This window comes from Ochrobactrum sp. PL_is501 (assembly GCF_055816895.1).
In genome coordinates this window covers 271,737-283,841 of sequence record NZ_JBVPGR010000040.1, presented here as the reverse complement: position 1 = coordinate 283,841, position 12,105 = coordinate 271,737, and the positions used below count along the sequence as shown (strand labels likewise).

The 12,105-nt window shown below is 56.9% G+C and carries 12 protein-coding genes and 1 pseudogene; 5 read left to right on the top strand and 8 right to left on the bottom strand.

Features of this window, described 5'->3' with window-relative positions:
- Positions 1-29 precede the first annotated feature (29 nt).
- The 3 genes from AC0TOF_RS20880 to AC0TOF_RS20870 all read right to left on the bottom strand — a co-directional run bounded on the left by AC0TOF_RS20880 (position 30) and on the right by AC0TOF_RS20870 (position 2,285).
- The gene (locus AC0TOF_RS20880) at positions 30-485 is read right to left on the bottom strand and encodes a BA14K family protein (RefSeq protein ID WP_473769658.1); all 456 of its coding nucleotides are present in this window, start codon (positions 483-485) and stop codon (positions 30-32) included.
- 277 nt (positions 486-762) lie between these two features.
- On the bottom strand, positions 763-978 hold the full coding sequence (locus AC0TOF_RS20875) for a cold-shock protein (protein ID WP_006471910.1): 216 nt from the start codon (positions 976-978) through the stop codon (positions 763-765).
- A 407-nt stretch (positions 979-1,385) separates the two neighbouring features.
- A complete protein-coding gene (locus AC0TOF_RS20870) occupies positions 1,386-2,285 on the bottom strand; it encodes an SPOR domain-containing protein (protein WP_473769657.1) in 900 nt (299 codons plus the stop codon).
- Between the two features lie 346 nt (positions 2,286-2,631).
- On the opposite strand from AC0TOF_RS20870, the gene AC0TOF_RS20865 reads away from it, so the two are divergent.
- Positions 2,632-3,087, top strand: coding sequence for a Kazal-type serine protease inhibitor family protein (locus AC0TOF_RS20865; RefSeq protein ID WP_473769656.1), 456 nt, complete (start codon positions 2,632-2,634; stop codon positions 3,085-3,087).
- Here AC0TOF_RS20865 and AC0TOF_RS20860 read toward each other — a convergent pair.
- Positions 3,062-3,428 (bottom strand): annotated as a pseudogene (locus AC0TOF_RS20860) (winged helix-turn-helix transcriptional regulator); the annotation flags it as partial. The gene AC0TOF_RS20865 and the pseudogene AC0TOF_RS20860 sit on opposite strands and share 26 nt — an antisense overlap.
- A gap of 155 nt (positions 3,429-3,583) precedes the next feature.
- On the opposite strand from AC0TOF_RS20860, the gene AC0TOF_RS20855 reads away from it, so the two are divergent.
- Together AC0TOF_RS20855 and AC0TOF_RS20850 are read left to right on the top strand one after the other, a co-directional pair.
- Positions 3,584-4,618 carry a DUF262 domain-containing protein gene (locus AC0TOF_RS20855; RefSeq protein ID WP_473769655.1) on the top strand — a complete coding sequence of 345 codons (1,035 nt, stop codon included), beginning with the start codon at positions 3,584-3,586 and terminating at the stop codon, positions 4,616-4,618.
- Complete coding sequence (locus AC0TOF_RS20850; protein WP_473769654.1) at positions 4,608-5,210, top strand: HEPN domain-containing protein; 603 nt, start codon at positions 4,608-4,610, stop codon at positions 5,208-5,210. The genes AC0TOF_RS20855 and AC0TOF_RS20850 overlap by 11 nt, the downstream gene beginning before the upstream one ends.
- A gap of 14 nt (positions 5,211-5,224) precedes the next feature.
- Here AC0TOF_RS20850 and uvrB read toward each other — a convergent pair whose 3' ends face one another.
- Complete coding sequence (gene uvrB / locus AC0TOF_RS20845) at positions 5,225-7,885, bottom strand: excinuclease ABC subunit UvrB (RefSeq protein ID WP_473769843.1); 2,661 nt, start codon at positions 7,883-7,885, stop codon at positions 5,225-5,227.
- 441 nt (positions 7,886-8,326) lie between these two features.
- A complete protein-coding gene (locus tag AC0TOF_RS20840) occupies positions 8,327-8,881 on the bottom strand; it encodes an SH3 domain-containing protein (protein ID WP_473769653.1) in 555 nt (184 codons plus the stop codon).
- Between the two features lie 220 nt (positions 8,882-9,101).
- Here AC0TOF_RS20840 and AC0TOF_RS20835 point away from each other — a divergent pair, with 220 nt between their 5' ends.
- Positions 9,102-9,491 carry an acyl-CoA thioesterase gene (locus AC0TOF_RS20835; protein ID WP_122001264.1) on the top strand — a complete coding sequence of 130 codons (390 nt, stop codon included), beginning with the start codon at positions 9,102-9,104 and terminating at the stop codon, positions 9,489-9,491.
- 115 nt (positions 9,492-9,606) lie between these two features.
- Here the strand turns inward: AC0TOF_RS20835 and AC0TOF_RS20830 are convergent, their stop codons facing one another.
- Positions 9,607-10,536, bottom strand: coding sequence for an extensin-like domain-containing protein (locus AC0TOF_RS20830; protein ID WP_473769652.1), 930 nt, complete (start codon positions 10,534-10,536; stop codon positions 9,607-9,609).
- A gap of 212 nt (positions 10,537-10,748) precedes the next feature.
- On the opposite strand from AC0TOF_RS20830, the gene AC0TOF_RS20825 reads away from it, so the two are divergent.
- Positions 10,749-11,099 (top strand): DMT family protein, encoded by a 351-nt coding sequence (locus tag AC0TOF_RS20825; protein WP_473769842.1) that lies wholly within the window; start codon positions 10,749-10,751, stop codon positions 11,097-11,099.
- Between the two features lie 6 nt (positions 11,100-11,105).
- Here the strand turns inward: AC0TOF_RS20825 and AC0TOF_RS20820 are convergent, their stop codons facing one another.
- Positions 11,106-12,002: a DMT family transporter gene (locus tag AC0TOF_RS20820; protein WP_473769651.1), complete on the bottom strand. Its 897-nt coding sequence runs from the start codon at positions 12,000-12,002 to the stop codon at positions 11,106-11,108.
- Between the last annotated feature and the right edge of the window lie 103 nt (positions 12,003-12,105).

The following is a 12,105-nucleotide window of genomic DNA, read 5'->3' as shown; positions in this document are numbered from 1 at the left end:
CCGCTCTATCTATCTGTTTTTCCGCTATCTCAGTTGGCGGAGCAGAAGTGGTCGCGTCCGTCATAACCGCGATACGTGCCGGTATTCGGATTGAATGACCGGTAGCGGTCGGAACAATACTGATACCAGCCACGGCTCCATGGCTCATAGCTTGCGCGGTAATAGGTTACCTGACGCGCCGGGGCAGCCGGATAATAGGCTGGCGGCGGCGGAGGCGGCGCATAGACCGGAGCAGGCTGCACATAGGTTGGCTGCGATGGCTGGCTGAGTGCGCTGCCAAGGAGGGCGCCTGCGGCGAGGCCGATCACACCGGCGGCGACAGCGTCGCTATGGTCGCGATGCCGCTCGCGGTAGTAAGGACGGTCCCAGCCGCCGCGATCCCAACCATGGCGACCCCAGGAATCTGCGGATGCCGTTGCAAGCGGCGCGGCAACTGCCGCGAGGGATGCCGCTGCCATAATGGCTATTTTCGCAAATCGGTTCATTGTTCGCTCCTTCAGAAGCTCGACTGCAATGTCTGCGATACGTTGGCCGAAAAGGGGCACGTATCGTTTGTGAATAAGTGATTAACTCTTTCGACATGAATGGAGGCTGAACAATGGTGAAAGGCGGCGGAAAGCGGCCAGTTCCCGGTAAATTACGCGCAGTATCTGTAATATTTCGCGCTTGGAGACGTGCTGGCAACCAAGGGGATCGAGTGCCGAAAGGCAATAAAAAACCCCGGCAGAAGCCGGGGCAAGTGGTAGGTTCTTTTATGAACGATCAGCCGGTAACGGTGATGTTCACGGCCTTCGGGCCCTTGCCGCGACGATCCGGTTCCGTCTCGTAGGAAACCTTCTGATTGTCTGCGAGGCCAGTGAGGCCAGAAGCCTGTACTGCGGAGATGTGTACGAAGATATCTGCGCCACCATCGTCCGGCTTGATGAAACCGAAGCCTTTTTCGGTATTGAAGAATTTGACCTGTCCGGTCTGTGCCATGGGATCCGTTCCTTTTCCTTGGCGCCACCGCTCTTGTGGAGACGGTGGTATTACAAATTCTGCCAAGCGCACCACACACCCGGCAGAGGGTTATGCAGGCAGTTCTCGACATTGGGAAGGAACCGATCATTGCCGAAGGGGAGCCTTCGACCCGGAACTTATAGCGGCCCCGGCACGCCGTTCTTCCAGTCTTCCATTTGTTCGCTAAATGCCCGAACAGATGGAGACTGATCTATGAAGCGGTATTTGGCAAGCAAATTCTTTGGGATCGACATGATTGGTTATCTTCGAACCGGTATCGTTCAATTTTTGTACGATTGTTTCAAGAAAATCATCACCTCAATCCCAAAACAGAACAGGCTATCCCTAATATATCGCTGTTTTAGCAGGTACTGACCGTGTTTTTCTCACCGGTTGCGTAAAACTATGCATGCGCCGCCTGCTGCGCGCAGCTTCGCACAGATGCCGTCGGCTTCCCCGCGGCTGTCGGCGCCGATACGCACCGCATAGATGCCGCGGCGTCCCATTGGCGTGCGTATCCGGCTGACGACGGGATCATGGCCTGCAAGCACGGCGCCGAATTGCCTGCGCAGGCGCGCCCATTGATTGACGGCAGCGCTGCGGCGGAAATTGCCCGCAACCTGTATGCCCCAAGGCTTCGGCTTGACGCGCGACATCGGAATGGTGGCGCTGCGGATGATCGGCAGGCGCTTGCAGGCATCATCAAAGGCAAGCTTGGGATCGAGCGGACGGTTCACGATCTCCTTGCCAGCCGCGAAGTCGTCGGCAGGCGCGCCAGTAATATCCAGTACATAATTTTCGGTCTCAAGCGGCAGAAAACCGCCCGACCGCATCCAGCTGGAAACGCGCCCCGCGCCTGCATTATAGGCGGCGGCTGCAAGGCCCCAATTGCCGAAAGCGCCTTTCAGGTCGCGCAGGAAGCTCGCCGAGGCGGGAATGGCCTGCTCGATATCGAAGGGATCGGCCAGCCCGCGCTCCTTCGCGGTGTAGGGCATGAATTGCGCAATGCCTTCGGCGCCGACCGGGCTCACCGCCCTGTGGTCGAACCGGCTTTCCTTCCAGATCAATCGGGCGAAGAAATCACGCGGAATGCCGTGGGCGTCGGCATTGGCGCCAATAAGCTGGCAGATGCGGCCGACGGTCGGCGTCTTCTTCTCCGGCGGCAAGGGTGGGGCATAGACCGGCGGGGTGGGTTCGCTCGCCGCATAGGATGCTCCGACACCGAAAGGCAGGCTGAAAAGCTGCGAAACAAGGATAACCGCTATGCTGTGCCTGTAACGATTCATGCTGCCTGTTCCGCCCCTCAACTTTGGCCAAGGTAACCTATATGGGCGGGTTGTCGATATGGTGCGCGAGGTTTTGCACTTTTGCGAAAGGACTTGCCCTTATTGAAGGCTGCGCCATTTAAAGAGCCTGTTCCAAAAGTCGCCATGCCGGTCTGTAAATGGCAATTTTCTGCGTTCCGGTGCTCATGTAGCTTTCTCAGACGCATAGTCTTATCCGAAAAGTCTGCAACTTTTCGGGACTATGCTTGGAAGTACACTGCGCTCCGGTACTCGGAAATCGCCATTTTCGCCTCGGCCTGCCGCTTTTTGATTCAGGCCCTAAGTTTCGGGACAAATGGAGAGGAAAATGCAATTTCATCGTTTTAAACAATTGGCCGTGCTTGCGGGCGCGCTGCTTCTTGCCGGTTGCGTTGCGGAAGGCGGGGTGGATCATCGTCCACCGCTGAGGCCCGGACCGTCGCAGCCGCAAATGTGCCCGATGATCTACGCGCCTGTCTGCGCCACGCGGGGCTCTTCGCGCAAGACCTTCGGCAATTCGTGCCAGGCGAGGGCAGAAGGCTATCGGGTCGTTTCAAGCGGTGAATGCTCGTCGCGGCCTGGCTCCGGCTGGGGCGGACCGGGTGTCGGTCCGGTACGACCGCCGCATCAGGGCAACAGGCCCGGCAGACCGGGCGCAGGCGCTTGCACCCGCGAATATATGCCGGTTTGCGCGCGACGCGGCAATGACAGGCGCACTTTCCCCAACCGTTGCGAAGCCGACCGTGCAGGCTATCGAATCATGAACGGCGGGCAGTGCCGGTGAGGATGGCGCAATGAAGGGCGGCAAATGTCGCCCTTTTCATGCCCGCCTCATGAACAGACGGAGATGCATTCTTCACCGGTTTTCCGAAACAGTCGATATTAGCATCGCCCCATCCTTCGATGCGAGCAGGTCGGCTTGATGCTGCGACTGAGCGGAGAAAGACGGTATTCCACCTTCGGCGGTACCTGCGTATGAACCTTACGCTCAATAAGCCCGTCTTCTTCAAGTTCGCGCAGCTGGTGGATCAACATGCGCTGCATCACGTTGGGTATCGGCCGTCTGATTTCATTGAACCGAAGCGTGCCGCTCAGAAGATCGAAGAGTACGACGCTTTTCCATTTAACTTGACGAGGCTGATCGCTGCCTTTGTGAATTAGCCTATAAACATATTTGCTGACCAAGACTGTAACTAACGATTGAAGTATAATGTGTTATTAACAAATAAACTGTAGCCATCATAAAAATATTGGTATTTTCTTAAAGGCGAGGGCAAGCAATGGAAAATGAGAAAACACTAAATCTTTATCCGATCGACTATCCCTTTGAAACACTAGTTTCACGCGTTAATTCTGGCAAATTGGTACTTAATCCAGATTTTCAGCGGGCATATAAGTGGGACAAGGAGGGTTGGGAGAGGTCGTCCAAATTTATCGAATCTTGTCTGATGCGAATACCGCTCCCATCTTGCTACTTCGCGGAGGATGAAAAGGCTCGCCATATAGTAATTGATGGCGTTCAGAGAATAACAACTATTAAAAAGTTTTTCGCCGATGAATTTGCATTGGAGAACATGACTACCTTCAAAGAACTTGAAGGAAAAAAATTTTCGGAAATTGGCGGCTATCAGTCTGATTTAGAATCGACAACAATAAGATGTATTGTTCTAAGAAAAGAAAATCCTACACGTCTAGTCCGAGAAATATTCTCCCGGCTTAATCAAGGAGCAGTAAAGCTTTCTGACCAAGAAATCCGCCATGCGCTCTATCCAGGTCGCCTCGACGAGTTATTAGGTGAACTTTCTGAACTGCCCGAAATAAGGAATTTTGGTAGCGTAACCAATGGCAATTCTAAGAAAGATAGCAGAGAATCCGAAGAACAGGTTCTAAGATTCTTTGCTTTTAAGGAGAATATCGGTGAATATAGAAACAATCTAAAAGAGTTTCTAGATTCGTATATGGAAGATAATGCGAATATCAATAAGGCTGAATATGAGCTAAAAAAGAAGCAATTTAATAGCGCTCTCGAAAATTGCAAAGCTATTTTTGGTTCAGATTTATTTGTTGACATGAATAAATCCAGGCCCCGGCAGGGTATGGTTTACTATGATTTGTTAATGCAAACAATTGGCCTGCGAAACAAAAGAGAGCTTATCCCTCACAAAAAATCCATTCTAGATGCGTATAAAATGCTGTGTTCTTCACCGGAATTTAAGAAAACCACGGCAGGTGGTCTCCAGATGAAGACGTCTATCGCGAAACGGACAGAGCTGTGGAACGACCTATTAAGTAAAGCGCTTTCCGATGGCTTCTGAAATCCTTGATCTCTACGTTAAACAGCTGGAAAAGCTAGATTTCATAATTCTAGAGACGGAGAAAAGAATACTCAGCGACTCTCCCGACGTTCTGTTCACGGATAATGTCAACTTCTACACGAGGTCTTATCTTATCAATCTCTGTGCTATATCGGAAGCATGCTTAAAGGATGTTGCAATGAATGTCGTTCGGACGATGTCTAAGCGACTTCTTTCAGCTCAAGTTTCGCACAATATCGTTGCGTGGAGTTTATTCAAAGAAAATTTTGACGAAAAAAAACATTCAAAATTTTCTAACTTTGAACTCGGAATAGATGAGAAGGTTATTAGTGATAAGCTTTCTGCAAATCCGTGGAAAGCGATGAAACTATTCGAACTACTTGGGTGCAAAGTGCAGGAAAATAAGGACTTTGATTCCGTAAAAAACGTGGTCGGTTCTGTTGTTGATAAAAGAAATAACATTGTTCATCATAACGATGATGCGAATGATATATCTCTAAGCGACGTTCGATCATTCATAGTTTTTTTCAAGCGGTACATCGAAAGTGTCTTCGTTGTTTCTTTAAGTATGCTTACTCCGAATAGCCCGTAGTTTGCCATATCGCTTTACCGCCCCGGTCGGCCTGTCTTGCCGGGGCGGCGCTTCTTGCGCGCTGTTTCTGCCGGGTCTTCGTAAGAGCCGATGCCCGCGCGCTCACGGCGGATCGCCGCATCGTTGCCGCCGCTCGGCACTTCCGTCCGCTTGACCGTCATTTCGTCCAGCGTGTTCTTGCGGAACAACGGTTTCGCCATGTCCGTGCCCGGCCCCATATCGTCAAGCGACGGCTTCTGGAACAGCGACGGCTTGCCAAGCGGGCGCGTCGTATCCGCACCCATTTCATCCAGCGTCGGCTTGCGGAAGCGCGAATTGCCGGTCGGCTTGCCCTTGTTGCGGCTGGCTCCCGCATCGCCCGCCTCGAACTCGCGCGCCAGCGGATCGTCGGCAATGGCCAATTCCGTCTCGCGCAGGCGCTTGATCTCGTCGCGCAGCCGCGCGGCCTTCTCGAAGTCGAGATCGGCAGCGGCGTCGCGCATCTGTTTTTCCAGATGTTCCAGATGGGCGGCAAGATTGTTGCCCATCATCGCGCCTTCTTCCGCAAAGCCCGAAATATCCGCGCGGACATGATCGCGCTCGTAAACAGAGCCGAGAATATCCGAGATATTCTTCTTCACCGAAGCTGGCGTGATGCCGTGCTCTTCATTATAGGCGACCTGCTTTTCGCGGCGGCGGCTGGTTTCATCCATCGCGCGCTGCATCGAGCCGGTGATGTTGTCGGCGTAGAGAATGACCTTGCCGTCAACGTTACGCGCCGCACGGCCAATGGTCTGGATAAGCGAGGTTTCCGAACGCAGGAAGCCTTCCTTGTCGGCGTCGAGAATGGCGACGAAGCCGCATTCGGGAATGTCGAGCCCTTCGCGCAGCAGGTTGATGCCGACCAGCACGTCGAAGGCGCCAAGCCGCAGGTCACGGATAATCTCGATGCGCTCCAGCGTGTCGATATCCGAGTGCATGTAGCGCACGCGCACGCCCTGCTCATGCAGATATTCGGTCAGGTCTTCTGCCATGCGCTTGGTCAGCACCGTGACCAGTGTGCGATAGCCCTTTGCCGCCGTATCGCGAATTTCGCCCAGCACGTCGTCGACCTGCGTCTTGGCGGGGCGAATTTCGACCGGCGGGTCGATCAGCCCGGTCGGGCGGATGACCTGTTCCGCGAACACGCCGCCCGCTTCTTCCATTTCCCAGCCGCCCGGCGTTGCCGAAACGGCGATGGTCTGCGGGCGCATGGCATCCCACTCCTCGAAGCGGAGCGGGCGGTTGTCCATGCAGGAGGGCAGGCGGAAGCCATATTCGGCAAGCGTTGCCTTGCGGCGGAAGTCGCCGCGATACATGCCGCCGATCTGTGGGACGGTGACGTGGCTTTCATCGATGAAAACCAGCGCATTGTCGGGAATATATTCGAACAGGGTCGGCGGCGGCTCGCCGGGGTTGCGCCCGGTCAGGTAGCGCGAATAGTTTTCGATGCCGGCGCAGGAGCCGGTCGCTTCCAGCATTTCGAGGTCGAATGTCGTGCGCTGGTCGAGGCGCTGCGCTTCCAGCAGGCGACCGGCGCGGGTCAATTCGTCAAGCCGGTGCTTCAGCTCTTCCTTGATCGACTTGATCGCCTGATTGAGCGTCGGGCGCGGCGTCACATAGTGCGAGTTCGCGTAGATCTTCACCGATTTCAGCTCGCCGGTCTTCTGGCCGGTCAGCGGGTCGAACTCGGTGATGGATTCGATCTCGTCACCGAAAAGCGAAATGCGCCAGGCGCGATCTTCCAAGTGGGCCGGGAACAGTTCGATCGTGTCGCCGCGCACACGGAACGAGCCGCGCACGAAATTGATGTCCTGACGCTTGTATTGCTGCGCCACCAGATCGGCGAGAAGCTGGCGCTGGTCGAGCCGGTCGCCGATCTTCATTTCGAAGGTCATGGCCGTATAGGTTTCGACCGAACCGATACCGTAGATGCACGACACGGAGGCGACGATGATGACGTCGTCGCGCTCAAGCAGCGCACGGGTGGCCGAGTGGCGCATCCGGTCGATCTGCTCGTTGATGGACGATTCCTTCTCGATATAGGTGTCCGAGCGCGGCACATAGGCTTCCGGCTGGTAGTAATCGTAGTAGGAAACGAAATATTCGACGGCGTTGTTCGGGAAGAAGTTCTTGAACTCGCCATAAAGCTGCGCGGCCAAGGTCTTGTTGGGCGCGAGGATCAGGGCAGGGCGCTGCGTCTGCTGGATGACCTGCGCCATGGTGAAGGTCTTGCCGGAGCCGGTGACGCCGAGCAGAACCTGCGTGCGGTCATTGTTCTCCAACCCTTCCACCAGATCGCGAATGGCCGTCGGCTGGTCGCCGGACGGCTCGAACTCGGTTTCCATGCGGATCGGGACGCCGCCTTCGGATTTCTCCGGGCGCACGGGGCGGTGCGGCGTCCACAACTCGCCATTCTTGAACAGAGGGTTGCCGGAAGCGATCAGGTCGGACAGGGCCTGAACCGTGGCCGTTGCGCCGGAGGGGTTCAGACCTGCGGCGTCTTCAAGGCTGATGTCGAGACCGGCAACGGGATTGAGGCCAGCCGCCGCGCGTTCCTTGGCGGAAGCCGCGCCGCCCATCGACGTGCCGCGGCCTGTGCGCGACGCTTCCTTGCTGCGCTCGGGAATCTTCTTGGGTGCTTTTTTTGCGCTCACGCCGCCGCCGCTATGCGGCTCGCTCCGCCCCTCATTTTTTTGCGCGCCTTTGGCGTCGCGGGGAGACGCGCCATCTGGCGCGACAGGCGGTCGCCCTTGCCGCGCTTCGCGCGGTTGGCTGGTTTTGGTCGCCTCGTCACCGATTTCCTTTGCCCAATCAGCAATAGACCCGGATAGGGGCGCGCCTGAAAACCCGGCCTGTGGCGCTTCACCGAAGCCGCCAGCCTTGTCGTGCGAATCCTGGGAGTGTTTGTCTTTTGAGGAAGCCATGACCCTATAATGTTACCGCATGTCTTAAGCGGAACCGGTTTCCACTTTCCGCGTCATGCTTCCAATATGGAATTTCAACGCCCAAATGAAAAGGGCGCGAAGGTGAAATCCTTCGCGCCCTCAACATATCCGGCGATGCTCCTGACAGAAGGCTGTCAGGAGCAGGCCTTTTTACCGCCTGCCGAAACGACGCGGGCCCGGCCCGAAATCGTGATGATAGCCCGGATGATCGTTCCAGCCCGGACGGTCTACCCAATGCGGGCGCGGCGGGCCCCAGTTCGACTGGCAATTGCGGCCAACGCAGCCATTGACGATGGTCGGGCCGCGACCCCAGCCGCCGCGATAGTAAGGGTCGTAATAGCGGGGTCCGCTATTGGCGACCGCCGCGCCTATGGCCATGCCCGCGATCAGCGGTATGCCGACAGCGGCGGCAGTGGAGCCGAAATTGTCGTTGGTCGTGTAGCCGTTGCCCGTCTGGATGGCGATATAGCTCGATGCCGCCCAGCCGGTCATGCCGCCGTAAGTCACCTGACACCAGCCATAGCCGCTGGTGCAGCCCGCGACTGTAACTCCAACGCCATTCGGGATCGCCCCGATGGTTCCATACTGGGTGCCGGGGCCGGTGCGCAGATTAACTGTCGAGGTGACGATTGCCGATGATGCATAAGCATTTGCTGAAACAAGGAATGCTAATGTAAATATGGAAGCCTTCATCGATAGGTTCATTTATCGTTCCTCTAATATACTTTCCATCATTACTTATAGCATGGAGATTATTATATGGATGCATCACGGATCATCAATTTCAATTCATGATTAATTATTGCCAACCTTTTGGGTTCAGCCTGATTTTAACGGTTAAAGCGCATTGCGCGGCACTTTTCTTCGGCGCGGCCATGTCTCATATTGGCAGGCGACTCTCTCAAGCACTCAAGGACTGACAGTCATGACTATTGACAATGAGCCGAACGGCACGCTGACCATCCGCGTTTCCGCCATGCCCAAGGATGCCAATTCGGCCTATGATATTTTCGGCGGCTGGGTGATGGCGCAGATGGACATGGCTGCCGGGATTCGCTCCGCCGAGCGCGCCAAGGGGCGCACGGTCACGGCGGCGGTGCGCGAAATGGCGTTCGCCCGGCCGGTGAAGATCGGCGACACGCTCTGCGTCTATACGGATATTACGCGGGTGGGCCGCACCTCGATCACGCTGCGGGTCGAGGCGTGGGCGAAGCGCTATCTCAGCGACCGGCGCGACCTCGTTACCCATGCCGAATTTGTCATGGTTTCGCTGGACGAGAACGGCAAGCCGACGCCGGTTCCGCCGGAAGAATGAACCGATGATGAAAGGAAACCCGGCGCAGGCCATGCCTGTAAGAGCCTGTTCCAAAAGTCGCCATTTTCGCCTCGGCCTGCCGCTTTTTGATTCAGGCTCTAAGGCCGGGCTTCTTCTATTTGCAGGCGCGATAGCCGCTGCGGCGCTGCATCAGGTCGAAATGGAAATGGTCGGCATGTTCCGGGTTGTAGCCGGGGCCGAGAACCGTCGTGAAATAACCGCAAGCATCGGAGCGCACGCTGTTGAGCAGGCCTTTTTCGCGAAAGGCGAAGAAGCCCGGCTTGCGCACCATGATGTTCTTGCCGTTGTTCAGCACGATCTTGGTGACGTCGATGGCGTTGCCGCGTGAATGTTCCGACATTTTCGCGCCGCGACGGTGGTTCATCGTGCGGCAGGAATAGCCTCCGGCATTATAGATCGTGCTGACGCCGGACAGATAGCGCAGCCGCGAGGCGGGTTGCAGGTCGCCCTTGATCCAACGGGCGAAGGCCTCCGTCACCTGACAGTTCAGCGTCGCCGCCGGCTTGAACGCGATGGAGCCGCTGTTGAAGCCCGACACTTCGATCGGGTTCTCGATATGGCAGGAACTGCTGCGATAGATGGTCGGCTTTTCCTTGAAGACGACGCCGAGCCGTTTGAGGCGCGTGCGGCAGGCGGCTTCCGCATTGGACATCGTGTAGATGTTTTCGGCAGCCGTCACCGGGTTCTGAATGGGGGGCGTGAAGCCGTAGTCGCCCGAATATTGCGGACGGCTCTGCGGCGTGGATTGGGCGACGTGGTTTTCTTCCTCTTCGGCGAGCCCGACGACGCGTTCTTCCTGCGGTTCCTGCATGACGGGCGGGGGTGCGACCGGTGCCGTTCTCGCCACCGGGGCCTCGGGGACCATCACATCGGAATTGCCGACACTGGCCTGCGGGCGCGGGGCGCTTTCGCCGGAACAGCCAGCGAGGATGGCCAGCAACACGATAGACAGAGAAGGGGCCAGACCTCGCAACCGGGGGCGCTGGCGGCTGACTGGAGCGGTGGCGGACAACGCGGAACTCATGTCCATACCTTTCTTCAGGAGACCAGACCGATGGCGTTCCCTGAATATTAGCCTGCAAGCGTAAAGGAAGAGTCAGCGCCCGCGTTAAGGGCTGTGGCGTAATGGGGGCAACAGCGTGCAGGATTGGCAAATTGCCGCCGTTGTTCTATCACCGTGCGGCGGTTTCGGGCCATGCCGCAGACAACATCCTCCCGGTCCCTGAAGTCATTTCCATGTCAGCACTGATTTCGCCAAGCGTCCTGCCGATCCTGCTTCTCATCGGCTCCAACGTTTTCATGACATTCGCCTGGTACGGGCATCTGAAATTCACCAGCACACCGCTGGTCGCCGTCATTTTCATCAGCTGGGGTATCGCGCTGATCGAATATTGTCTCGCAGTTCCGGCCAACCGCATCGGGCATGAGGTCTATTCGGCGGCGCAGCTCAAGACCATTCAGGAGGTCATCACACTGGCGATCTTCAGCCTGTTCTCGGTCTTCTATCTCAAGGAAGCCTTTACCTGGCACCACCTGCTGGGCTTTGCGCTCATTGCGGGCGGCGCGGCTTTGATCTTCAAGGCCTGATGGAAATCACTCGGCGGCGGCAAGCTCCGGCTTGCGTTTCCAGAACATGGGAATGAGTTCGACGGCCATCATGGCGGAGAAGATCAGCCCGCAGCCGATGAGGCCGGTGAAGGTCACGCGTTCGCCGAGGAAGATTGCGCCGAACAGGGCCGCGAAGAGCGCCTCCGATGCCAGGAAGATCGCGGCCTGCGCGGAGGTGGTATAGCGCTGCCCGATGGCCTGCAGGGTGAAGGCGACGCCGGACGAGAAAACGCCGGTGAAGAGGATTTCCTTCCAGGTCAGCGTGATGGCGGTCCAGTTGAAATCTTCAACCATGGAAGCGATGGCAAGACCGGCGACGGCGCTGGTCGCAAACTGGACGCAGCTCAGCGTTATCGGTCGCGCGGCGCGGTTTGCACGGCTGATCAGGACCACCTGCAATGCCCAGAACACAGCGCCGCCGATGACCAGCAGGTCGCCCTGCTTGAGCGCGGTCAGCGTGCCGCCGGAGAGCAGGAAGATGCCTGCAAGGCAAGCCGCCGCACTGGGCCAGACCACCGGGTGCGGCCATGTGCGAAACAGGATGACGCCAAGCACCGGCACCATCACCACATAAAGCCCGGTCAGAAAACCGGCATTGGTGACGGATGTGGTGATGAGCCCGATCTGCTGGAGAACAAGCCCGATGAACAGGCTCAGGCCGATGACCATGAAGAAGAGATAGTCCGACCGGCGGAGGCCTATCTTCGCGCGGCGTCCTTCCGCCACGGCCCATGGCAGGACGGTGAGCGAGGCGATTGCCGAGCGGATGCCGATGAATACAAATGGCCCGATACTGGCCATCGCCGTCGATTGCGCGACGAAGCCCATGCCCCAGATGGCGCCCGCCAGAAGCAGCAGCATGTTGGCCTGTACGCGCGTCATTCTTACCTCGGCTCGATCTTTCCAGCCGTCATGCTATAGGCAATATTGCAGGCAGGCGGCAAGGGAACTTCCGATTCTGCGACATTTCTGCGTGTTGGCCGCT